Genomic DNA, 23420 nt, shown 5'->3' on the forward strand with positions numbered 1-23420 from the left:
CATTCTCTTCTACATGGGTTGCTCGCTCCTTGCACGTCCCCTCGGGTCAGCGCCTCGATCCAGGGGCCACGAGCCTCCAAGCGCGGCGCGCCGCGCGCTCGATCGGCGCTCTCCGTGCCAGGAGCACGAAATCGGCGGGGAGGGGAGCCAATGAACGGAGGTCCACGGCTTCTTCTTCCTCCATCGAGGTGTTCGAATGGACCTTGCCAGATCCCTTGTCCGCCGGGGGGCGCGGCTCGCCGCCGTCCTCCTGGCGTCGCTCGCGGCCGCGTGCTCCGGCGTCGATCCCGTCGCTCCAGGGCAATCGCCGCCCGACGACACGCAGCAGCCCACGCCCGACCCTCCGCCGCCCGACACCGAGCCGCCGGCAGGCGCGGCGATCGACGTCCAGCGCTACGAGGTGACGGGAGAGTTCGACTGGAGCCGGGGGCGGCTCGTCGCGACGGTCGCGATGACGCTCCTGCCAGGCGACGACGGCCTGCGCTCTCTGCGCCTCGACAGCGCGGTGGCCGAGGTCGAGGCGGTCCGGCTGGCCGGGGGCGCCGACCTGCCCTACGCGGTCGACGCCGAGCTCGGGGCGCTCCGCGTCGACCTCTCGCGCGTGCCCGGCGTCGCGGCGGACCAGGCGATCACGCTCGAGATCGACTATGAGGCCGCCGAGGGCGAGGCGCTCCGCGCGATCCCCGCCCGCCGGGGGGACCCCGCCGCGTCGCGCGCGGTCTACACGATCTCGGAGCCGCTCAACGCCGCGCTCTGGATGCCGTGCCACAACACGCCCGAGGACCGCGCCGTCTTCTCCATCGACCTCGCGATGGACGCGCATGAGACGATGATCGCGAACGGCACGCTCGTCTCCGACGAGCAGGGCGCGTCCGGCCGTCGCATGAAGTACGCGACGGACTACACGGTGCCAATCTATCTCATGGCCTTCGCCATCGGCGACTTCGAGGAAGAGCGCGCGATGAAGGGGAGCCTCCCCGTCTCGGTCTGGCACCGGCGCGGCGTCCCGGGCGACTACGGCCGCCTGCTCGACGAGATGGTCCGCTCGATCGGCCTCTTCGAGGAGCTGCTCGTGCCCTATCCCTTCGAGAAGTACGCGGTGGTGCTCGTGCCGGAGTTCGGCGGGGGCATCGAGAACCTCGGCATCAGCTTCCAGGGGGAGATCGGGAGCACCGCTCCGACGATCTCCGAAGACCTGAAGCTCACGATCCACGAGATCGGCCACCAGTGGTTCGGCGACCTCGTGACCGTCAAGAGCTGGGACGACCTGTGGATCAAGGAGGGCATGGCGACGTTGCTCGCGAGCGAGGGCGCCCGCGTCTACCTGGACGAGAGCGGCGAGGGAACGCTGAACGGCGACTCCTTCTCGGCCGGGTCGCACAACCCCATCGTGGATCCGGACCGCGCTCCCGCCGATAAGTACACGTCCGGGCCCTACGGTCGCGCTGCGTGGCTGCTCACCCAGATCCGGAGCCTCGTCGGGGAGGAGGCTTTCTGGGGCACGCTGCGCGACGTCCTCAACGACCACCGCTTCGGCGCCATCGGTACGGACGAGTTCCTCGACGCCTTCGCGGGGCCCCTCGGCCCCGACGCGGCCGCCCGCGCGCGGCGGGCGGTCCGGGCCAGCGCGCTCCCGCACCTCGATCTCGGGCGGTCGCCCTCCGGCGGCGTGCTCGTGACGTTGCGCGATCCGGATGGGGCGCTGGTTGCGCCGATCGATCTCCTCTGGATCGCGGACGACGGCACGACGCGCTCGCAGGTGCTCGAGCTCGACCAGGGCGTGGACGTCGCCCCGCAGCGGGAGGGCGAGCTGCTGATCCTCGACCCGCTCGATCGCCACGTCTCCTGGTACCACCTGGTCGATTTCAGCCTGCATCCGGACGAACTCCCGGCGCGCCTCGCCTCGTTCCGCCTTCCCACGAGCCCCTCGCAGGTCGCGCGCCTCCTCGAGGCCGGCGGCGTCCACCAGATGGCCGTCGTCGGCGCCGGCTTGCCGGAGCCCGTGACCCCGGACGCGTTCGCGGCCTTCCTCGACGGCCTCGACGCTGAGGACGCCAAGGCCATGGCGGTCAGGGTGGCGTGCGTTCGGGCCGCGGATCCGGCGCTGGATCCAGCGCTGCGGGCGGCGTGGTCGAGCGCGCTCGCGCCGCTGCTCGCGGGGCCTCCCTACGCGCGCTGGACCGAGTTCACGCCGTGGCTGGAGTACGGGGTGTGCGGCGAGGTCGTCGATGTGCTGGCGCTCTACGCGGACGAGTGGTCGGCGCTCGCGGCGGGGCCTCCGGCCGGCGACCTCTCCGACGCGCACCTGAGGTTCCTGTACAACTTCGACCTGCCGCTCGAAACGGTGCTGTCGGCCTGGGGGAACGTCGCCAGGCAGTCCAGCTCGCTGCGCGCGCGCTCTCTCGCCGTGACCAGGATCCGCACCGAGGCCGATCGCGCTCCGCCGGACGATTTCCCCGCCTTCCGCGCCTTCTTCTCCGAGATCGTCGCGTCCACGGGGGTGCCCGATCTCCTCACCGAGGCGCTCATGGGGATGAGCCGCACGATGGCGCCCACCGCGGCGGAGAACGCGGGGGCCCTGGCCGCCCTGAGCCAGCAGCTGCGCGCGCCGTCGACGACGCCGTTCGACGGCTGGCTGGTGTGCGTCGCCTTCGCGCTGACGCAGGGCGACGCCGCCGCGTGGAGCGAGTTCGTCGGGGGCCTCGACGGCGTGGAGCTCTCCGCGGAGGCCGTCGAGATGCTCGCCAACCCATCCCGCTGCTGAGGGCGACTCCGCGCCTCGGCAACTCCGATCTATCCGGCGTCCTTCTTCTTCAGCTCGCCCTTGAACCGCCACTCCACCGCCGCCTTCACGGCCAGCGTGAACACCGACACGCCGGCGAGGAGGCTGGCGACGGCGAACGCGGGCACGACGCGGACCATGTTGGCGTAATAGACGCGCTCGACGTGGAGCGGCAGCGTCACCTGATCCGACGAGCCCGCGGAGACCACGTACACGGCGCCGAACTCGCCCATCGCCCGGGCGGTGCAGAGGATGACGCCATAAAGGAGGCCCCACCGGATGTTGGGCAGCGTGACGCGCCAGAAGATCTGCCACCCGTTCGCGCCGAGGACGCGGGCCACCTGCTCCTCCTCGCTCCCCTGGGCCTGCATCAGCGGGATGAGCTCGCGCGCGACGAACGGGAAGGTGATGAACACCGTGGCGAGCACGATGCCGGGCAAGGCGAAGATCACCCGGGTGGAGACGTCGAGGCTCGTGAACCCGAGGCTCACCGTGTAGGTCCGGTTCACGAACGCCCCGAAGAAGCCGTTCGCCCCGAAGAGCAGGACGAAGCACAGCCCGGCGACCACCGGTGAGATCGAGAACGGCAGATCGATCAGGGTGACGAGCAGGCTCCTGCCCCGGAACTCGAACTTGGTGATGGCCCACGCCGCCGCGACGCCGAACAGCGTGTTGAGCGGCACCGCGACGGCCGTGGTGAGGAGCGTGAGCGCCGCCGCGCGGAACGTCGCGCGGTCGAAGACCGCCTGTCCATAGGCGCTCAGGCCCTCGCTGAAGGCGTGCCAGAACACCACCCCGAGCGGCAGGGCGAGGAACACGCCGACGAGCAGCACGCACAGGCCGATCAGCAGCCGGCGCGCCCCGCGGCCCCCGGCGGTGTCCTCGCGGCCTATCTGGGAGCGGGAGGAGAGCATCGCTCGACTCGGGTCCACCGGCCGCGGGCGTCAGCCCGCGTGGCCGCGCGCGGCGGCGCGCTGGAGGAGGTTGATCGCGAGGAGGAGCGCGAACGACGCCCCGAGCAGCAGGACCGCGACCGCCGTCGCGTCGGCGTAGGTGCCCGTCTCGTTCACCTCGATCATCTTGATGATCACCTGGGACGCGATCTCGGTGTCCGGCCGGTTGCCCGAGATGAAGATCACCGACCCGTACTCGCCGAGGCCGCGCGCGAGCGCCAGCGCGAACCCGGTGAGGAGCGCCGGCGCGAGCTCGGGCAGGACCACGGCGCGGAAGATTTGGAATCGGCTGGCGCCGAGCGTCGCCGCCACCTCCTCGACGTCCCGGCTCAGGTCCTCGATCACCGGCTGCACCGTGCGCACGACGAACGGCAGGCCGACGAAGGCCATCGCGATCACCACGCCGAGCGGCGCCAGGGAGATCCGGTCGTACACCGTCCACGCGATCGGCGATTCGCGCCACCCGCCGGCCGCGAACCCCCGCCAGACGGGCCAGGGGTACCGGAAACCCACGCTGGAGAGCGCCCCGCCGAGCAAACCGCCCTCGGCGTACAGCGTGGAGAGCGCGATCCCGGCCACGGCCGTGGGGAGCGCGAACGGCAGGTCGATCACCGCGTCGATGACGCGCGCGAACGGGAAGGTGTACCGGCCGAGCACCCACGCGATGAGCAGGCCGACGACGACGTTGAGGAGCGCCGCGGCGACCGAGGCGCCCAGCGTGAACCGAACCGCCGCGGCGACCCAGCCGCTCGTGATCACCGCGAAGAAGCGGTCCCAGCCGAGCTCCGCCGTCTTCAGGAACAGGGCGGAGAGCGGCAGGAGGACGACGAGGCTCAGGTAGAGCACCGCGACGCCCAGGGAGAGCGAGAACCCGGGGAGCACGCGCGCGCGGCGCGACATCACTTCTTCCGCATCTTGTCGAGCTCGGCCCCCTGGCCGAAATGGACGCTCATCACGGTCGGCCAGTCGGTGAAATGCTCCTTGAACCGGAACAGCGTGAGGGGCCTCAGCCGATCCGCGTGCTTCTTCGCGATCGCCTCGCTGTACGGGCGGTTGTAGCGCTTCGCGATGAGCTCCTGGCCCTCGTCGGAGAAGTGGAACTCCACGTACGCCTCGGCGATGTCCTTGACGCCGTGCCGCTCGGCGACCTTGTCGACGACCGCGAGGGGGACCTCGATCGTGATCGAGTCCGAGGGGACGACGACCTCGAACTGGTCGGCCGTCGCCGGATCGGCCGCGATCTGGAGGATCTCGTTCTCCCAGCCGAAGAGGACGTCGCCCGTGCGCTGCACGATGAAGCGCGTCGACGAGCCGCGCATGGCCGGGTCGAGGATGGCGTCGTCGTAGACCTTGGCCGTGAACTCGCGCGCCGCGGCCTCGGCCTCGGCGTCGTTCCGGCCCTCGGCCTTCGCCTTGCGCGCGGCGTGCGCCCAGGTCGACAGGTAGATCCACCGCGCCCCGCCGCCGGTCTTCGGATCCGGGCACAGCGACACGACCTCGGGCCGCGCGAGGTCCTCCCAGCCCTTCACCTGCTTGGGGTTGCCCTTGCGGACCAGGAAGATGACGGCCGACGTGTACGGCACCGAGCCGTTCGGCAGCCGATCGCGCCAGGTCGCGGGAAGCAGGCCCGCCTTGGCGATGGTGTCGACGTCGAAGTCGACCGACAGCGCGGCCACGTCCGTCTCCTTGCCGGCGGCGATGTCGCGCGCCTGCTTGCCCGACGGGCCGTGATCGGTCTCCACGTCGACGTCCCTGCCGGTCTTCTGCTTGTACCACCGCTCGAACGCGGGATTGAGCTCCTGGTAGAGCTCGCGGGTGGGGTCGTAGGACGCGACCGAGAGCTTCGCGACCCGGCCCTCCGCGCTCCCCTCGGCCGCGGTCGTCGTCTTCTTCTCCTCGCACCCGACGGCGGAGAGGAGCAGGGCGCCCAGCGCGAGCGCGAAACGGAGCGAGGTTGTCTTCATCGTCTCATCCCTGGGTGGAAAGGGCGGCAACTCTACCGCCGGACAGGGCCCTTGTCGCGAGGAGAGCCCCCGCGCTCCCGGCGGAGCGGGGCGGCGGCCGCCGGGCGCTCGCGCTCAGGGCGCGAGCTTGACCGCGACCGGCGAGAGCTGCTCCTCGCCGACGTCGAGGCCCACGCCGAGCTGTCCGTCGGTGTTCTCGCCCCAGCAGAGCACCTCGCCGGTCGTCCGCAGCGCGCACGTGTGGTGATAGCCGGCCGCGAGCTGCGCCACGCCGTCGATGGGCACGTCGACCGGCTGCGACGACAGCCCTGGCTTCCCGTGGCCGAGGGCGCCGACGCCCCACATCTTGAGACCCCGCGCGGCGCCGGACACCGCGCCGCTCCGCTCGCGGCCGACGTCGATGCTCGCGGCTTGAGGCACGGCGACGAGCGTGGGCTCCGGCACGGGCCCGTAGCGGTCGGCGCCCACCGCGCCGTTGTAGTCGTTGCCGAAGCAGTAGACCTCCACGCCCTTGCGCGCGCAGGTGTGCCGGTCGCCCGCGGCCACCTCGTCGACGCCCGCGGTGAGCGGCGCCGCGACCTCCAACGCAGAGGTGGCGTTCTCGCGGGCCCCGACGCCGAGCTGTCCGTCGAAGTTCCGGCCCCAGCAGAGGAGGCCTCGGTCGGACGCCTTGATGGCGCAGGTGTGATCCTGGCCGGCGGCGACCTGCCGGACGTCGCTCCGGATGAAGTCCGGGGTGCCGGTCTGCGGCGACTCCCCGTTGCCGAGCTGGCCCTCGTCGTCGGTGCCCCAGCAGTAGAGCTCGTCGCCCGTCTTCACCGCGCACGAGTGCGCCGCGCCGAGCGAGAGCTGCACGACGTTGATCAGGCTCGGCACCCGCGCCGGCTCGCTCGCCGCGTAGAAGGAGCCGTTGCCGAGCTGCCCCAGCGTGCCGCGCCCCCAGCAGGTGACCGTCGTGTCCTCCAGGATGGCGCACGAGTGGGCAGGGAACTGGTCGTCGTCGCGCGCGAACCCGCCGCCCGCCGCCACGTGGAGGGCCTTGCCGGGGAGGGCGACCTGCGCCGGCACGGGGACGACCGGCTCGGTGGCCGGCTTCCCCGCCTCGGCGAACGCGTTCCTGCCCCAGCACCAGACGCTGCCGTCGCGCCGGAGCACGCACGTGTGGGCGAACCCGGCCGAGATCTCGATCGGGTCGTTGCAGAAGGCGCCCTCGTCGGCCTCCACGCACGACGTCGCGCAGCGGTTGCCGCAGGCGCCGCAATGCTCGGGGTCGTTCGCGCGCGTCTCGCAGCCCGGGGCCGCGGCGTCGCAGTCCAGGAAGCCGGCGTCGCAGGCGACGCCGCAGACGCCCGCCTCGCACGTCGGCGTCTCGTTGTCCGCGGCGGGACAGTCCTCCGGCGAGGCGCACGCGTCGCCCTGGCCGCCCGCGCCGCCCGCGCCGCCTCCGGCGCCCGCGCCGCCCGCGCCGCCGTGGCCGGCGTCGCCGCCTTGACCGCCTGTGCCCGTCGCGAAGTTCCGCTCGGAGGGCGAGCAGCCGGCGCAGAGCGCGAGGGTGAAGAGCGCCAGCGAGTTCGTCAGCAAGCGAGGCATGTGCGTCATCGAAGCTCCTGAAGCGGCAGGTGTCCCGGAGCAGCAGGTTGCTCCTGGAACAGCTTTTTACGATGCCGCTGCCCGCACGGAAAGCGGGTCTGGCCGGCAAGATCCCGACGCCCGCCGGCGCTGGAGCGCCCCGCGCCGGCGCACCGGCGCGCTGGTTTGGGGGAGACGCCTCTGGCGGCGCCGCGTAAGGTCGCGGCGCCATCCGGCAGGAGGGAGATCGCATGCACCGGAGTCGCCTTTGTGCTCTCGTGATTGACTGCAAGGTGGAGGACATCGACGCCGCGGCGGATTTCTGGGGGCGCGCGCTCGGCAAGCCCGTCAAGAAGGACGCGCCGGTCGGCAGCGGCTACCGCGAGATCGAGACCCGGGACGATGAGCTCATCGTCCTCGTGCAGCAGGTCGAGCACCCGAGCCGGACGCACCTCGACATCGAGACGGACGACCTCGACGCCGAGGTGCGGCGGCTCGAGGCGCTCGGGGCGCGGCGCGTGGAGTTCATCCAGCGCTGGTGGGTGATGGAGGCGCCGACGGGCCAGCGGTTCTGCGTCGTCCGCCCGCAGCGCGGCCCGCTCGAGGCGCACGGCAACGCCAATGTCTGGAGCGACGATCCCGGCAAACCGGGCGCGCAGTGAGCCGGGGCGCGCGGCAACCTGGGGCGCGCGGCAACCTGGGGCGCGCGGCAACCTGGGGCGCGCGGTGAGCCGGGTCGCGCGGCGCGCTGGTCGAGGCCCGGGCGGCGTCCGCCGGAGATCGGGACCTGCTCCGACGCCCGACATGAAGTAACCTCTCCCCCGCGCCGGTCGCCGCGGCGCGCTGTGCATGCGCCACGCCGAGATCCCCCGCGACATGACATGCAGCGCATGAGCACCGACGGCCGGGATCCCGGCGCAGCGGCCCTGTTCGACTGGAATCGCGCGGAGCCCGCGCCGGCGGAGCGCCGGCTCCCGCCGGGCGGCGTGCCCGCCGAGGCCTGGGCGGCGGCCCGCGCCGAGGACGAGGCGTGGCTGCCCTTCGAGCGCGCGGCCCGGCCGGTCGAGGTGCTCGACGAGACGCTGCGCGACGGCATCCAGGGCGTCTCCACGGTGAACCCGCCGAGCGCGCAGAAGATCGAGCTGCTCCACGCCATGGCGAGCGTCGGCGTCGACGCGGTGAACCTCGGCATCCCGGCGTCCGGGCCGCGTCAGTTCGAGGACGCGTGCCTGCTCGCCCGGGAGATCGTCTCCTCCCGGCTGCCGCTCGCCCTGACCGCGGCCGCGCGCACGACCGCCGCGGACATCGAGGAGGTCGCCCGCGTGGCCGAGCGCGTCGGGGCGCCGATGGTGGTCTACGCGTTCATCGGCAGCTCGCCGATCCGGCATTTCGTCGAGGGGTGGGGGCCCGATTTCCTGGCCCGCAGCGTCGAGGCCGCCGGCCGGGCCGCCGCCGCGGCCGGCCTGCCCTTCTGCCTCGTCGCGGAGGACGCGACCCGCGCGCCTCCCGGCATGCTCCACGCGCTCTTCCGCGCCGCGGTGGACGCCGGCGCCGCGCGCCTCTGCCTCTGCGACACGACGGGCCACGTCACCCCGCCCGGGGTCGCGGCGCTCGTCGCGTTCGCCCGGCGCGAGCTCGCCGCCCTGGGCGCGCCCGGGATCGAGCTCGACTGGCACGGCCACAACGACCGCGGGCTCGGCCTCTCCGCCGCGCTCTGGGCGGTGGCGTGCGGGGTCGAGCGGGTTCACGCCACGGCGCTCGGCGTCGGGGAGCGGGTGGGCAACAGCTGTCTCGAGCTGCTCCTCGACAACCTCGGTCGCCTCGGCGCGCGCGCCCCCGTGCCGCGCGAGCGCCTCGCCGCGTACTGCGCGGTCGCCTCGCGCGCCCTCGCCTGGCCCATCCCGCCGGACCACCCCATCGCGGGGGCGCTCACCCGTCGGGCGTGACGCGCTCCCCGGCCCCGCGCGACGGCGCTCCTCGGCGGGGCGCGGCGGCGTTCACCCGCCGGGCGTGACCTTGCCGCCGCCGACGCGCGCCAGGGCGGCGTGGACGATCGGCGCCGCGGGCGCGAGCGCGTCCGCGAGCTCGCCGACGCGGGCTGCGGCGCGCTCGGCGCGGGTCCACGCCGACGAGAAGCCGAGCGTGCCGGGCGGGTGGGCCGCGGCGAGGGCGATCGCCTGCCGCAGATCGTCGCCCACCGCGGCGATGGCGTGGAGATCTGCCACGCTCGCCCCCCGCGTGCGCGCCGCGGCGTAGAGCGCGCGCACGATGCCGAGCAGGTCGCGGGCGGCCTCCAGCGGGAAGGGGTCGTGGCGGATCGAGAGCACGCCGGCCGCAGATCACGGATGCCGGGGCGGGGCGTCAAGCCGGGCGCCGCTCGTACGCTGCGGCTCGAAAATTGCAAAAATGCAGTGGCTCAACGGTTGCACTGAACGATTGCTGGAGGAGCACATGAAGAACCGCACGCATGAGCTCGCAAAGACGGACGTACCCGGCGGCGACGAGGAGGTCCCGCTGCCGCCCAACCCGGGTGACCCGGGGCCTGAGCAGCCCGAGCCGCCCTCGCCCGACCCCACCCAGGACCCGCGCATCCCGCCGCAGGGCGACTTCCCGCGCGGGGTCTGACCCCAGCGCGAGGTGCGCCGAGCCGCGCGGAGATCGCCCGGCGCGCTCGCCGCCGCGATCCCACGGCGCGGGCGAGCCGGGCCCGCGCGCCCCGGCCGTCACGCTCCGGCCTGCTTCTTCTTCCCCCTCCGGGTCGCCCGCGGGCTCACCGGAGGCTTCGGCCGCGCCCCGTACGCGCGGAGGAACATCTCCAGGTTCTCGTCGACGATGGCGTCGATCTGCGACGGCGCGAGCGGGAGCGTGCCGTAGACCGAGACGTCCTGCGCCTCCGCCGAGAGGAGCGCGATGAGCTGGCGCGCGGCGCGCTCCGGCTTCGCCACGTCGAGCCGGCCGCGCTCGGTCTCGCGCGCGAGGTAGCCGACGAGGCGGATCATGAGACTCATCAGTCCAATCTGTTGAACTGCCGAGTCCAACCGTAGATCATCGCCCCCGCGCGCTCACCCGAAAAGCGCGCGCGCCGGCCTGGGCTCGCGCTGCGCACCGCCACCCTGCGAGCGAGGTGAAGGCATGGATCACGAGCCTACCGAGAGCGAGCCGCCGGTCCCCGTCCTGATCGTCGGTGGAGGCGTCGTCGGCCTCACGGCCGCGCTGTTCCTGCGTCGTCACGGCGTCGACGTGGCGCTGGTCGAGCGCCACGCGGGCACGTCGATCCACCCGCGCGCCCGCGGCGTGAACGCCCGCACGATGGAGCTCTATCGCGAGCTCGGCCTCGAGCCGGCCATCCGCGAGGCGGGCGCCAAGACGCCGATCCACCTGGGCTTCCTCTTCGGCGAGACGCTCGCGCAGGCGATCGACGCGCCGCTCGGCAAGCTCTTGCGCCGGCTCTTCCGCGCGCTGCTCGGGCGCGAGATCGGGCTCGGATCGGCGAGCCCCACGCGCGCCTGCCGGATCACGCAGGACTTGCTCGAGCCGGTGCTCGCGGCCGCGGCCCGCGAGCGCGGCGCGCGCCTGTCGTTCTCGACCGAGCTCGCCTCGTTCGAGCAGGACGACGAGCGCGTGCGCGCCGTGCTGCGCGATCGGACGACCGGGGCCACGCGGCGCGTCCGCGCGAGCTACCTCGTCGCGGCGGACGGCGCGAAGAGCCCGGTGCGGCAGGCGCTCGGCATCTCCACGAGCGGCCGCGGATCGCTGGGCCATTTGCTCAACGTCCTCTTCGAGGCCGATCTCGCCGACTTCGTCCGAGATCGGGAGTTCAGCCTCGCGATCGTCCACCACCCCGAGGTGCGCGGCCTCTTCGCCGCCATCGACAACCGCGCGCGCTGGGTGTTCCACCTCGTGTACGACCCGGCGCGCGAGTCGCCGAAGGACTACCCGCCCGAGCGCTGCGCCTCGCTCGTGCAAAAGGCGCTCGGCGCGGGCGAGGTGCCGATCCGGATCGAGAGCGTTTTACCGTGGGAATCGGCGGCCCGCGTCGCGGATCGTTACCGGGTCGGGCGCGTCTTCCTCGCGGGGGACGCCGCGCACCTCATGCCTCCGTGGGGCGGCATGGGCGCGAACACCGGAGTCGCCGACGCCCACGACCTCGCGTGGAAGCTCGCGTTCGTGCTGCGCGGCGAGGCGCGCCCCGCCCTGCTCGACACGTACGAAGCGGAGCGCCGGCCCGTCGCCGTCGTGGCGGCCGAGGACTCGGCGAACAACGCCGACGAGCACGGCCTCATGGCGCGCGCCGCGTTCTCGAAGACGCTCGGCCTCGATCGCCGCTCGATCTCGGGGCGCCTGACCGGCCGGACGCCGCCGAGCCCGGGGCGCTTGCACAAGCTCCTGGGCGTCGGCTATCGATACGAATCCTCGGCGATCACGGCGGATGGGCGCGCGGCGCGCTTTCGGCTCGACGGCCGCCCGGGCACGCGAATGCCGCACGCGTGGGTCGCGCGCGACGGAGCGCGGGTGTCGACGCTCGACCTGATCGACGGGCGCTTCACGCTGATCGCCGGGCGCGAGGCAGAGGCGTGGGGCGAGGCGGCGCGCGCGATCGGGGCGACCGTCGGCGTGCTGCGCGCAGGGATCGACTTCGAGGACGAGCGCGACCGCTGGCAGCGGCTCGTGGGCATCGGGCGGCGCGGGGCGCTGCTGGTGCGACCCGACGGCGTGGTGGCGTGGCGGGCGCGCGGCGAGGAGCGGGATGCAGCGTCGGTGTTGAGAGGCGCGCTCGCGCGGGCGCTCGGGGGGTAGAGCCCTCGCGCGGCGCGCATCTCGGGTCGGCCGAGGAGCGCCTCCGGCTCGGCCAGGCGTCCGCCGGGGGCCGGTGTGCCATTTGGAATTGACACAGATATTGTTAACGTTAACATTGCGTCCAGGGCCGCTGCTTCGGCTTTGCCCAGGACACGGGCCTGCCGGGAAAATTTTCTTATGAGAAGCATGCTTCGATGTTCGCCCGGGCTCATCTCCTCGTGCGTCGCGTTCTCGTTGATCGGGGCTCTTGCCTGTAGTGAAGCAGACGTCTCGGCCGGAGCGACCGGACCGGCGGGCACAGGCGGGGCTGGCGCGACGGGCAGCGCATCCGTCAGCGCCAGCTCCGGGTCCACCTCGGCGGCGGGCACAGGGTCGGGCGGCGCGCCTTCCGATGCCGCGTCCTCGGCGTCCGCGGGCGGTGGTGGAGGCGGGGGAGGCGGAGCGGCCTCCGGGACTGGCGGCGCGGGCGGCACGAGCAGCAGTGGAGAGCCGGCCGCGCCCGTGTTTCATGTCTTCCTCCTCCTCGGGCAATCGAACATGGCCGGGTACCCGAAGGCCTCGAACGCGGACAAGGTGGAGAATCCCCGCATCAAGGTCCTCGGCTTCGACGACTGCGCCGCGACCGGGCGCGTCGAGGGCGAGTGGGACATCGCTGCCCCGCCGCTCCACGAGTGCTGGAACGGAGCGATCGGGCCCGGCGACTATTTCGCCAAGACCATCCTCGACCGCTACCCCGCCCAGGACAGCATTGGCCTCGTCCCGTCCGCCCTCAGCGGGGAGAAGGTGGAGACGTTCATGAAGGCGGGGGGGAGCAAGTACACTTGGATCCTGTCGCGCGCGAAGGCGGCGCAGGAGGCCGGGGGCGTGATCGAGGGCGTTCTGTTCCATCAAGGCGAGTCGAACTGCGGCGACGCCGCGTGGCCCGGCAAGGTGAAGACGCTCGTCTCGGACCTGCGCGCGGACCTCGGCCTCGGCGACGTGCCGTTCCTCGCAGGGGAGCTCCTCTATTCGGGGTCGTGCGCGAGGCACAACTCGCTCGTGGGCCAGCTCCCAGGGCTGATCGCCAACGCCCATGTCGTCTCGGCGGAAGGGCTCGCCATCGATCCTGCCGACACCTGGAACCTCCACTTCGGCCACGACGCGCTGGTCACCCTGGGCACCCGCTACGCCGAGAAGATGATCGGCGTCCTGGGTCTCTGAGCGCGGATTTCACATCGAGAAGAGCGCCCGGATCGAGCGCTGGTGCAGCGCCGACGGCGTAAGCATCATCGCCCCTCTCGGCGCTCGTGCGTGCGGGGCCGCGCGGGATTGCCGCGCCAATGACACACCGGTTACGAGGGGTGATATGAGCTTGGCAGCCTCCCTGTTGCGGATCGATCCTCGAGACGATGTGGCCGTCGCCGTGCGCGGCCTGGCCGCCGGCGATCCGGTGGCCGATGCGATCACCGCCCGCGTCGACATCCCGGCCGGGCACAAGGTGGCGCTGCGCGCGGTGGCCGCCGGCGAGCCGGTGCGGAAGTACGGCTGGCCGATCGGGCGGGCGACTGCGGACATCCAGCCGGGCGACCACGTGCACACGCACAACCTGGCCACCGCGCTCTCGGGCCTCGACACCTACGCCTACGACCCCACGCGCCCGGAGCCGCTCTCCGCGACCGAAGACCGCACCTTCATGGGTTACCGGCGGAAGAACGGGCGGGTGGGCACCCGCAACGAGATCTGGATCCTGTCGACGGTCGGCTGCGTCGCGCGCACCGCGCAGAAGGTGGCCGCCGAGGCGGACAGACGCTTCAAGGGCCGGGTGGATGGGGTCTACGCCTTGACCCACCCTTACGGCTGCTCGCAGCTCGGGGGCGACCTCGAGGCCACCCGCCGGATGACCGCGGCCCTGGCTGGCCACCCGAACGCGGGCGGCGCGCTGATCATCGGCCTGGGCTGCGAGAACAACCAGCTCGGCGTGCTCCTCGAGAGCGCCCCGCAGCTCGATCGCGAGCGCCTGCGGTCCTTCGACGCCCAGGGGGCCGAGGATGAGCTCGAAGCGGGCCTTGAGGCCGTCGAAGCGCTGGTCAGGGTCGCCGAGCAGGACCGCCGCGAGCCCTGCCCTGCCTCCGACCTGGTGATCGGCCTCAAATGCGGCGGTTCGGACGGATTCTCGGGGCTGACCGCCAACCCGCTGGTGGGCCGCATCGCCGACAGGGTCTGCGCCGCCGGCGGCTCGGCCATCCTCACCGAGATCCCGGAGATCTTCGGCGCCGAGCGCCTGCTCATGGCCCGCGCCGAGAGCGAGGTGGTCTATGCCGACATCGTCGGCGTGGTGAACGACTTCAAGGGCTACTTCATCGCTCACGGAGAGCCGGTATCGGAGAACCCCTCGCCCGGCAACATCGCCGGCGGCATCACCACGCTGGAGGAGAAGTCCCTCGGCGCGGTGCAGAAGGCCGGCCGCGCCCCGGTGGCCGAGGTGGTCCGCTACGGCGGTCAGATCCGCGGGAAGCCGGGCGTGGCGCTGCTGGAGGCCCCCGGCAACGACGCGGTCTCGTCCACGGCGCTCGCCGCCGCCGGCGCGACGGTCATCCTCTTCACCACCGGCCGGGGCACGCCGCTCGGCTTTCCCGTGCCGACCCTCAAGCTCGCGACCAACTCCAGCCTCGCCCAGCGCAAGCAGCGCTGGATCGACTTCGACGCCGGCCGCGTCGCCTCGGGAGAATCGATGGACGCGGCCGCCGACGGGCTGATGGACCTGGTGCTGGCCACCGCCTCGGGCCGGAAGACCCGCGCCGAGGAGAACGACGAGCGCGAGATCGCGCTCTGGAAGCGGGGCGTCACCCTCTGAGGCTAGGCCGCCTCGCGGCGCTCGACGTCGAGCTGGAGCGGCTCGATCTTGCCGACGATGACGAGGTAGCTGAACGCGCCGAGCAGGCAGAAGCCGCCCGCCACGACGAGCGGGATCGTGAACGAGCCTTTGGTCAGCGAGACCATCACGCCGGTGAACGTCGTGATGACGATGCCGGCCAGGTTCGACGCGAAGTTCTGGATGCCGCCGATGGAAGCCACGTGGCGCGGCGTGGGCGCGACGTCGCCGGGGAGGGACCAGATGCTGGCGCCGGCGAACGCGAGGCTCGCGTACGAGACGCCGAAGAAGAAGAGCATCAGCGTGATGTTGGACGTCAGCGCCGACAGCGTGATCGCCGACGACATCAGCATGCCGCCGACCATGCAGGTCTTGCGCGCGGCGGTGAGGCTGAAGCCGCGGCGATAGAGCGCGTCGGAGACGAAGCCGCCGAGCCAGCCCCCAGGGATCGCCATCAACGCTGGGATCATGCCGAGCGTGCCGAGCGACTTGACCGAGAAGCCGCGCGTCTGCACGAGGTAGCTCGGGAACCACGTGATGAAGAAGTAGTTGGTGAAGTTGAGGCAGAAGAAGCCGAGCATCATGCCCCAGAGCGTGCGATGGCGGAAGAGCGACGCCCACGTCACGCCGCCTCGCGCGTCCGCGGCGGGCGCCGCGTGGACCACGTCGGCCTCGCCCGTCATGTCGCCATGCGCGGGGCCGCGGTAGATGACGACCCAGCCGAGGATCCACACAGCGCCGAGCAAGCCCGTGATGATGAAGGCCGCCTTCCATCCGAGCGCGTCGACGATGAGGGCGACGAGGGGGATCGACAGCGCCGAGCCGACGCGCGCGCCGCTGTCGAAGATGCCCGTCGCGAGCGCGCGCTCGCGCGGCTTGAACCATTGGCTCACGAGCTTCGCGCAGGCCGGGTAGGCGCCGGCCTCGCCGACGCCGAGCAGCAATCGGCAGCCGAACATCCCCGCGACGCTCGACGCGCCGGCCGTCGCCGCGGTGAAGAGCGACCACCAGCCGACGGCGAGCGGCAGCGCCATCCGCGCCCCCACGCGGTCGATGAACCAGCCGAACGGCATCTGCATGAGCGCGTACGTCCAGAAGAAGCCGCTCATGATGAGCCCCATCTGGGCAGGGCCGATGCCGAGCGCCTTCTCGATCTCCGGCGCCGCGACCGCCAGGTTGGCGCGATCGATGTAGTTGATGGCGACGGCGAGAAAGCACAGGAAAAGCACGACCCAACGCATCTTTCTCATCTGCATGTCTCCCTGGGTAGCGGTTCTGTTCGCGCGATCGGCGGCTCTCGCGCGATGTCCGCCGGGCGGCGCCGCCGCGCGGTACGTCGCGCGCGCGGACCGACGGCGACGGCGCCGGGCTCGTGGGGTTATCGGCGTCGCGAGTGCGGCGGCTCGCGCGGTCGGCCTACCGCGCGAGCCCGCCTGCGGCAGCCTCACGGGCTCACGCGGGCACGCTCGCGCGAAGCGACCGGTGCAGCCGGGGCTGCTCGATCTTCAAGCCGAGCTCGCGCGCGAGCTCGATCACGGGGGCGAAGCGGCGCCGCTTCTTCTCGCCGTGGCTCCGCGAGATGTCGGACAGCCGGTGATCGAGGAACGGGTTCTCGAAGCGATCGCGCACCTCGTCGAGGTAGGCGCGCGCGGCGGCGCCCTTGCCGAGGGCGTCGAAGACGGGCACCACCTCGTCGCGCCAGAGCGCCTCGAGATCGGCGCGCAAGGCCCGATCGCGCATCGCGCTCCGCGTGTTCTCGTCGGCGGGGCGCCCGTCCGTCTGCCAGCGCTCGGCGAGGTAGGTGTGCCCGAGGTTCAGCAGCAGCAGCTTCAGGCGTTCGTAGTGGGGCAGGTCGTCCGTCACGATCATCGCCTCATGCCGGCACGGCAGCACCATGCCCTCGCGCCGCTCGATCGCCCAGAGCGCGTAGGGCTCGGCGATCGCGCCGACGGGGCGGATCGGCTCGGAGACGATCCGGTCGACGAGCGAGTTCACCCAGACGCACGTGTGCTTGATGTAGCGCAGGAAGGCGGCGTCGGCGCCCCACCGGCGCGCGACGCCGGCGACCAGCCCGCGCAGCGTGTCGCCGTTGTTCGACACGAGCTCGCACGGCAGCAGCGTGAGCGGCGCGGCGCCCGCCTCGAAGCGCGCGCGCAGCAGGACGACGAGCTTCGCGGCGAACCCGCGCGGCACGCCCGCGCCGGGCGCGAGCAACTCCGCCGTGTCCTCGTGGAAACAGGCGTATCCGGTGTCGCTCGTGTTCGAGAGCACGACGCGCGCATCCCGCGCGAAGCGCTCGCGCACGAGCGGCCAGTCGGTCTTCGCGTCGAGCGCCTCCGTGATCGAGCTGCACTCGATCGTCGTATCGACCACCTCATCGCGGCGCAGCCCGCGGATCCGCACGGGGTAGCGCGCCTGCGCGCGCAGCGCGTCGACGCGCGCGCGGCTCTCGGGGTTCGACGTGGTCTGCACCATGGTGACCGCCCCGAGCGCGTCGCCGGCGCGGAGCGCCTCCGAGATGAAGAGGTCCGCGTGAGCCTGGAGGAACCGGCTCGTGCCGAATTGAAGGATCGGATTGCCCATGTCAGCGCTCCGGCGGCTCTCGATGAGGGGATGTTTGAAGTCGCTGCTCGTCCTCGAGCAGAGGCTGATGGATCGTCGTCATGCGAAATCCGCTCAGGGGAGGCGTCGAGCCGCGCGCGCTCACGACACGCCGACCATGATCTTGGCCGTTCGACCGGGGTACGCAGCCCAGTCGGCGAGCGCCTCGGGCACGCCTTCGATGGGGATCGATTTCGAGATGAGGATGTTCGCGTCGAACGTGCGCCGCTCGAAGAAGGCGATCACGTCCGAGAACTCGCCCATGCAGTTGCGCGACCCGAGGATGTCGAGCTCCTTCATCACGAACAGCTTGGTCTCGTAGCTCACCGGCTCTTTGCCGTACCCGATGTACACGACGCGACCGCAAAACTTCACCCACTCCACGGCGTCGCGGTACGTCGCTATCGCGCCCACGGCCTCGATCACGACGTCCGGGCCGTCGCCGTTCGTCAGGTCCATGACGCGCTCGCGCGCATCGGCGTTCGACCGCACCGCCTCGCGCGCGCCGAGCGCCCTGGCGAGCGCGAGCTTCTCGTCCTGCGTGTCGAGCGCGATCACGCGCGCGCCGCGGCTCACCGCGCCGGCGATGGCGCCCAGCCCCACGCCGCCGCAGCCCATCACGAGGACGGTCTCCTCGGCCTCGACGCGCCCTCGCGCCGCCGCGTGGAAGCCGACGGAGAACGGCTCGACGAGCGCGAGCTCCGTGAGGCTCAGCTTCCGTGACGTGAACAGCTTCTGGTACGGCACGGCCACGAGCTCGGTGAGCGCGCCGTCGCGCTGAACGCCCATGGTCTTGTTGTTTCGACAGGCGTTGCGCCGCCCCGCGGCGCACGAGGGACACACGCCGCACGCCGTGTACGGCGTGAACGTGACGTCGGTGCCGACGCGCCAGTCCGCCTCGACGCCGGAGCCGAGCTCCACGATCGTGCCGGCGACCTCGTGACCCAGCACCCGAGGGTACGTGACCATCGGGTTCCTGCCCAGGAAGGTGTTCAAGTCGGAGCCGCACAGACCGACCTGCCGCACGCGGACCAACACCTGGTCGTGCGCCGGCTTGGGCTCGCTGATCTGGGTCACCTGCGCGACCGACGGACCGGTGATCGTCAGGGCTTTCATGCGGTCATCACCTCGCGGAGCGACTTCGTTCACTCGCGGCTCTCACGGCGCGCTCCGAGGCCGAGGCCGCTTCGTTCGGCGAGACAAGGCGCAGCGCCACGTCGAGCGGCCGGAGCCGGAGCGACGCGGCGTCGCTTCACGACCCGTGATCGGGGCGGCGGCCGCCGCCTTCGCGGCGGCGCACCGGGCGCCGGTGTTCAGGGCCGACGGGCATAGAATTTCTGCGCGTTCGTGTACATGACCTTGTCACGTACTCCCTGACCGAGATCCTTGAGGTAAAGCTCGGCGATCGCGATCTCCGAAGCCAGGCTGCCGCCCATGTCGACCACGGGCCAGTTGCTGCCCCAGATCAGCCGGTCTTCGCCGAAGGCGTTCATCAGCACGTCGAAGTGCGCCTTGTACGCCGCGAGGTCGGTCGGCGCGCTCCAGGGATCGTCCTCGGTGGCGGCCGGGTTGTACATGTCGAAGAACGATGAGAATTTGATGTAGATGTTCGGGTGCTTGGCCAGCCGCTGCATCGCATCGACCCAGGCCGGATCCGGCGTCGCCCCTCTCGCGCCCGCCATGTGGTCGATGATGATGCGGAGCTTGGGCACCGCGGTCGCGAGCGCCTCGACCTTGTCCTTCGGGTTCAAGGCGCCGCGGCTGATGATGTCGAGCGTCATGCCCTTGGCCGCGAGCTCCTCCAGCGAGGCGAGCTGCTTCTCGTCGAGCGTCAGCTTCGGGCTCCAGAGGAAGCCGCGAATGCCGACCACGCGCGGGTCCGCGGCGAGGCGCGCCAGATCGGCGCCGAAGGTCGGCGAGCCGATCTCGAGCTGCGCCACGAGGAACTTGAAGAAGTCGTTGCCCTTCGTCATCTCGAGGACCTTGAAGTTGTCCTCGACGATGGGGCTGGCCTCGACGACGCCGGTGCCGACGATGCCGTTCTGCATCGCGATGGCTTTGTACTCGTCGGGCAGCACGTCGCGGTAGATCGGCTTCTGCTTGGCTTCCGGCCAAACGACGCCGCCCGGACGCGTGACCTGGTAGAGATGGATGTGCGTGTCGAGGATCGGACCGCGCTGCCCCGCCGGCACGGTGAGCGGGGCCGCCGCTTTGCTCGTGTCGTCCGCCGTCTCGGGCGGCGGGGTGGTGGTCGAGGAAGACGACGCGCACGCCGCGAGCGGCGAGAGCGCCGTCACCAGACACCACCTGGCGACAGCGGTCCTGATGCTCGCGAGCGTGCTCAGGTGGAGCCTCTCGGAACCGGCGGCAGACCCGGTCCCGGCGGCGATGATGCCGGTACGCATGACGATCCCCTCAGGGCAAAGCCGAAGTACTAGACCCATATGTTAACGTTAACATCATCGATGTCAACATCGATTCGTTCGTCTGCCCGAAGAGGCTGGGCGGCCCATGGCCCTGGCGATGAGGTGAGCCCATGAGGGTGGCGTCAGCACCCCAATGCGGCCGCGTGACCCTGGAGATCGGTAGATCGCGTAAAATAAGAATGTTCTAACGACCCGGGCAGGTCTCGCGGTCGAGGCTTGACGTTTCGGATGCGTTTGGGTTTCCTTCTCCACGTGAGCACGGACGCCGCGGTGACGATGAAGGGGCAAAGCTTCGAGGCCGTCTTCGGCCGTTCGGCGCAGGTCGTGGCCGAGGCGCCTGGGCGCGTGAACCTCATCGGCGAGCACACCGATTATAGCGGCGGGTACGTGCTGCCGACGGCGATCCCGCAGACGACGCGCGTCGAGATCGCGCCGCGGGGAGACGGGCTCATCCACGTCGCCACCATGAACGTGAATCGCGGCGCCCAGCGCTGGTTTCGCGTCGGCGAGGAGTCGCGCGGCGGCATATGGCTCGACTATGTGCAGGGCATCACCGCGGTCCTGCGCGGCCGGGGCGCGCCGATCTCGGGCTTCGACGCGAGGATAGAGTCGTCGGTGCCGCTCGGCAGCGGCCTCTCGTCGAGCGCCTCGCTGCTCGTCGCGCTCGCCCGCGCCGTGCGGGCGATGCTCGGCCTGTCCATCGACGACGTGGAGATCGCCCGGATCGCGCACGCGGCGGAGCACGACTTCGTGGGCGCGCCCGTCGGGACGATGGATCAGATGGCCGCGAGCCTCGCCGACGAGCACACGGCGCTGTTCCTCGACACGAGGACGCTCGCGTTCGAGCGCATCCCGCTGCCCGCCGAGGCCGAGCTGCTGGTCGTGAACTCGGGGGTGGCGCACCAGCACGCGAGCGGCGACTACAAGACGCGTCGCGCGGAGTGCGAGCGCGCCGCCGCGCTGCTCGGGGTGCCGCAGCTCCGGGACGTCGACGCGGCCGCCGAGCAGCGCATCGCGTCGCTGCCGGCGCCGCTCGACCGGCGCGCGCGCCACGTCGTGACCGAGAACGCCCGGGTGCTCGCCGCCGTGGCCGCGCTCCGCGCCGGGGATCTCGGCCGCCTGGGCGAGCTCTTCGACGCGTCGCACCGGTCGATGCGCGACGACTTCGAGGTGTCGGTGCCGGCGGTCGACGCGCTGGTGGAGAGCGCGCGGGCGCAGCCGGACGTCTTCGGCGCCCGGCTGACCGGCGGCGGCTTCGGCGGCTCGATCGTGGCCCTGGTGAAGCGCGGGTGCGCGGCGCGGGTGGGGCAGGCCGTCGTCGAGGCCTACGAGCGAGCGCCGGCCGCGCAGGGCCGAAGCGCGACGGTGCTTGTGGGAGGGCCCGCCTCATGACGGCGCGCTACGGCGCCGCGGCTGCTGGCGAGCCCACGGCGCGGCGCCTCGGCCCGGCGGCGGGGCTCATCAACCGGGATACCACGTGATCCGCGGGTCATCGGGCGCGCGCACGTAGTCGAAGGCGGCGTCCGTGAGCCGCGCCAGATCGTAGTGCGGCCGCCAGCCGAGCAGGAACTTCGCCTTGGTGTTGTCCAGCCAGGTCGACCGGTACGGCGTCTTCACCTTCACGCTCGGCAGGCCCCGCGTGGACTCCAGGTAACGCGCCAGCTCACCGTAGTCCACGGGCTCATCCATGCAGATGTTGAAGGTCTGCTGACGAGCCTTCTCGTGGTCGATGGCCTTGAGGATCGCGGCGACCAGATCCTCCACATGCACGAAGTTCCGCTTCACGGGCTCGCCGTCAGGGTCGAGCATCACGGGGACAGCGCCCGAGCGGATATAGCCCTCTGCCGCCTCGGCGCCGACCAGATCGCGCCACCTCGGCCCCCCGAACACGTCGTCGCCGAAGGAGAGCTGCGCTTTGAAGTCGTCCTTCTCCATGATCCATGGCGCGCGCAGGCAGCAACCATTCATCGCATACTGGATATAATACTGCTCGAGCATGACCTCCTCGAGCACCTTGGACAGCGCGTAACAGCCCGGGTAGGCGCTGTGCTTCTGCGCCTCCGTGACGGGCACGGGGTGCGGGTAAAAGAAGTGGCCCATGCCGGCGTCGCCCCCGATCAGGATGAATTGCTCGAACGTGGGGCTGACGCGGCACGCTTCGAGCAGCCAGAACATGCCCTTGATGGCCACGTCCATGATGCTCTCGGGGGTCTCCTTGCAGGTCGCCAGGTGCAGCACGTGGGTCACGCCCTCCAGGGCCTCGTCGACCACGGCCCTGTTCTCGATGGACCCGCGCACCACCTCCATGCGCGCCGTCGGCGCCAGCATGCGGTTATGGCACAGCGCGCGGACCTTCCATGCCTCGAACCTGGGGTCGGACAGGAACCTGCGGATGAACGCCTGGCCCACCTTGCCGGCCGCCCCGGCGACAAGGATTCGCTTCGTCTCGCCCATTCTATCGCTCCTCGCTCTCCAGCATCATCGATGAGACCGTGCTTCATCACCCCTGGCCGCGGGCGCCGAGCGGATCAGGAGCTGCTGCATGACGATGAAGCCGAGCAGCAGCAGCCCGATGCTGATGTGGTGCCACGGCGACGGCAGCCGTCCATCCAGGTTGATCACCGCCCGCACCATGCCCGTGATCATCACGCCCATCACGGTGCCGACGACGCTGCCAGCACCCCCGGTCAGCAGCGTTCCGCCGATCACCACCGAGGCGATGGCCTCGAGCTCCAGGCCGGCGCCGATGTTCGGCTTTCCGGCGCTGTCGATCAGCGCCGTCGTGACCCCGCCGAGCCCCGCGCAAAGACCGCTGAGCGCGTACAGGCCCACCGTCGTGGCGCCCAGCGGCACCCCCATGAGCAGCGCAGCCTGCCTGTCCCCGCCGACGGCCAGGACGTTCCGGCCGAAGCTCGTGCTGCGGTGAAGGACCACGCCGAGCGCGAGGACGATCAAGAACAAGAGCGCCGTCGCGGGGACCCAGGTCCGGTCCAGGCCCGGGATCATCACCGCGAAGCCGAGCTCATCGACGATCCAGTCCAGCGCGGGATGATCGACGGCGATGGGCTGCATGCTGACGAGGAACGCCGCGCCGCGCGCGAAGAACATGCCCGCGAGCGTCACCAGGAACGGGGGCAAAGAGAACTCATGGATCAGGTACCCCGTCATCGCGCCGAACGAGACCGCCACCGCCAGGCCGATACAGAACGCGAGCAGCGGATGGCAACCGCCTGTCACCAGCGTGCCCACGAGGACCGTCGTCAGCGCGACGACGGACCCGACCGAGAGGTCGATACCCCCCGACAGGATGACGAACGTCATGCCCACCGCGCAGATGCCCATCGCCGCGTTCCCCTTGATCAGGTCGACCAGGAAGCGCAGGCTGCGCGCCGACTCGTAACCGACCAGCACCCCCGCGTAGAGCGCGATAAGGAGGACCGCGGTCGCCACGAGCGGCACATCTCGCCGATCCAAGCT

General features: G+C 71.6%; 20 protein-coding genes. 8 read left to right on the forward strand and 12 right to left on the reverse strand.

From position 1 onward, the window contains the following. Window positions 1-196 precede the first annotated feature (196 nt). A complete protein-coding gene (locus tag WMF20_RS47585) occupies window positions 197-2764 on the forward strand; it encodes a M1 family metallopeptidase (RefSeq protein WP_437608415.1) in 2568 nt (855 codons plus the stop codon). A 29-nt stretch (window positions 2765-2793) separates the two neighbouring features. On the opposite strand, the gene WMF20_RS47590 is transcribed toward WMF20_RS47585, so the two are convergent. The 4 genes from WMF20_RS47590 to WMF20_RS47605 all read right to left on the reverse strand — a co-directional run bounded on the left by WMF20_RS47590 (window position 2794) and on the right by WMF20_RS47605 (window position 7289). Then, complete coding sequence (locus tag WMF20_RS47590) at window positions 2794-3696, reverse strand: sulfate ABC transporter permease (protein ID WP_437608417.1); 903 nt, start codon at window positions 3694-3696, stop codon at window positions 2794-2796. 30 nt (window positions 3697-3726) lie between these two features. Beyond that, window positions 3727-4635 carry an ABC transporter permease gene (locus WMF20_RS47595; protein WP_437608419.1) on the reverse strand — a complete coding sequence of 303 codons (909 nt, stop codon included), beginning with the start codon at window positions 4633-4635 and terminating at the stop codon, window positions 3727-3729. Continuing rightward, window positions 4635-5699: a sulfate ABC transporter substrate-binding protein gene (locus tag WMF20_RS47600; RefSeq protein WP_129580456.1), complete on the reverse strand. Its 1065-nt coding sequence runs from the start codon at window positions 5697-5699 to the stop codon at window positions 4635-4637. Before WMF20_RS47600 ends, WMF20_RS47595 begins: the two co-directional genes overlap by 1 nt. A gap of 114 nt (window positions 5700-5813) precedes the next feature. After that, window positions 5814-7289, reverse strand: coding sequence for a hypothetical protein (locus WMF20_RS47605; protein ID WP_437608421.1), 1476 nt, complete (start codon window positions 7287-7289; stop codon window positions 5814-5816). Between the two features lie 230 nt (window positions 7290-7519). On the opposite strand from WMF20_RS47605, the gene WMF20_RS47610 reads away from it, so the two are divergent. Both WMF20_RS47610 and WMF20_RS47615 read left to right on the forward strand, forming a co-directional pair. After that, window positions 7520-7930, forward strand: a complete 411-nt coding sequence (locus tag WMF20_RS47610; RefSeq protein ID WP_437608423.1) for a VOC family protein — start codon at window positions 7520-7522, stop codon at window positions 7928-7930. Between the two features lie 228 nt (window positions 7931-8158). After that, a complete protein-coding gene (locus WMF20_RS47615) occupies window positions 8159-9214 on the forward strand; it encodes a 2-isopropylmalate synthase (protein WP_437608425.1) in 1056 nt (351 codons plus the stop codon). A gap of 51 nt (window positions 9215-9265) precedes the next feature. Here the strand turns inward: WMF20_RS47615 and WMF20_RS47620 are convergent, their stop codons facing one another. Beyond that, window positions 9266-9595, reverse strand: coding sequence for a hypothetical protein (locus WMF20_RS47620; protein ID WP_437608427.1), 330 nt, complete (start codon window positions 9593-9595; stop codon window positions 9266-9268). Between the two features lie 124 nt (window positions 9596-9719). Between WMF20_RS47620 and WMF20_RS47625 the strand changes: the two genes are divergently transcribed. Further along, on the forward strand, window positions 9720-9893 hold the full coding sequence (locus WMF20_RS47625; RefSeq protein WP_437334628.1) for a hypothetical protein: 174 nt from the start codon (window positions 9720-9722) through the stop codon (window positions 9891-9893). A gap of 98 nt (window positions 9894-9991) precedes the next feature. On the opposite strand, the gene WMF20_RS47630 is transcribed toward WMF20_RS47625, so the two are convergent. After that, window positions 9992-10306, reverse strand: coding sequence for a TetR/AcrR family transcriptional regulator C-terminal domain-containing protein (locus WMF20_RS47630; RefSeq protein WP_257792756.1), 315 nt, complete (start codon window positions 10304-10306; stop codon window positions 9992-9994). 94 nt (window positions 10307-10400) lie between these two features. Between WMF20_RS47630 and WMF20_RS47635 the strand changes: the two genes are divergently transcribed. The 3 genes from WMF20_RS47635 (at window position 10401) to WMF20_RS47645 (ending at window position 14898) form a co-directional block, all read left to right on the forward strand. Next, on the forward strand, window positions 10401-12065 hold the full coding sequence (locus WMF20_RS47635; RefSeq protein WP_437608429.1) for an FAD-dependent oxidoreductase: 1665 nt from the start codon (window positions 10401-10403) through the stop codon (window positions 12063-12065). 501 nt (window positions 12066-12566) lie between these two features. Continuing rightward, window positions 12567-13265: a sialate O-acetylesterase gene (locus tag WMF20_RS47640; RefSeq protein WP_437608431.1), complete on the forward strand. Its 699-nt coding sequence runs from the start codon at window positions 12567-12569 to the stop codon at window positions 13263-13265. A 145-nt stretch (window positions 13266-13410) separates the two neighbouring features. After that, window positions 13411-14898, forward strand: a complete 1488-nt coding sequence (locus WMF20_RS47645) for a UxaA family hydrolase (RefSeq protein ID WP_437608433.1) — start codon at window positions 13411-13413, stop codon at window positions 14896-14898. Window positions 14899-14900: 2 nt separating this feature from the next. Here the strand turns inward: WMF20_RS47645 and WMF20_RS47650 are convergent, their stop codons facing one another. The 4 genes from WMF20_RS47650 to WMF20_RS47665 form a co-directional block, all read right to left on the reverse strand. Further along, a complete protein-coding gene (locus WMF20_RS47650) occupies window positions 14901-16166 on the reverse strand; it encodes an MFS transporter (protein WP_437608435.1) in 1266 nt (421 codons plus the stop codon). A 202-nt stretch (window positions 16167-16368) separates the two neighbouring features. Then, window positions 16369-17499 carry a mannitol dehydrogenase family protein gene (locus WMF20_RS47655; RefSeq protein WP_437608437.1) on the reverse strand — a complete coding sequence of 377 codons (1131 nt, stop codon included), beginning with the start codon at window positions 17497-17499 and terminating at the stop codon, window positions 16369-16371. Window positions 17500-17619: 120 nt separating this feature from the next. Continuing rightward, window positions 17620-18633: a zinc-binding alcohol dehydrogenase family protein gene (locus tag WMF20_RS47660; protein WP_437608439.1), complete on the reverse strand. Its 1014-nt coding sequence runs from the start codon at window positions 18631-18633 to the stop codon at window positions 17620-17622. A 197-nt stretch (window positions 18634-18830) separates the two neighbouring features. Next, entirely contained in the window at window positions 18831-19922 is a 1092-nt protein-coding gene (locus WMF20_RS47665; RefSeq protein ID WP_437608441.1) for an amidohydrolase family protein, read from the reverse strand. A gap of 297 nt (window positions 19923-20219) precedes the next feature. Between WMF20_RS47665 and galK the strand changes: the two genes are divergently transcribed. Continuing rightward, window positions 20220-21335 (forward strand): galactokinase, encoded by a 1116-nt coding sequence (gene galK, locus WMF20_RS47670; protein WP_437617242.1) that lies wholly within the window; start codon window positions 20220-20222, stop codon window positions 21333-21335. Window positions 21336-21404: 69 nt separating this feature from the next. Here the strand turns inward: galK and WMF20_RS47675 are convergent, their stop codons facing one another. Both WMF20_RS47675 and WMF20_RS47680 read right to left on the reverse strand, forming a co-directional pair. Beyond that, window positions 21405-22397: an NAD-dependent epimerase/dehydratase family protein gene (locus WMF20_RS47675; protein ID WP_437608443.1), complete on the reverse strand. Its 993-nt coding sequence runs from the start codon at window positions 22395-22397 to the stop codon at window positions 21405-21407. A gap of 24 nt (window positions 22398-22421) precedes the next feature. Beyond that, window positions 22422-23417, reverse strand: coding sequence for an ABC transporter permease subunit (locus WMF20_RS47680; RefSeq protein WP_437608445.1), 996 nt, complete (start codon window positions 23415-23417; stop codon window positions 22422-22424). Window positions 23418-23420: the final 3 nt, after the last annotated feature.

Origin of the sequence: Sorangium sp. So ce834 (assembly GCF_051521425.1) — a bacterium.
GTDB classification, from domain to species: domain Bacteria; phylum Myxococcota_A; class Polyangia; order Polyangiales; family Polyangiaceae; genus Sorangium; species Sorangium cellulosum_D.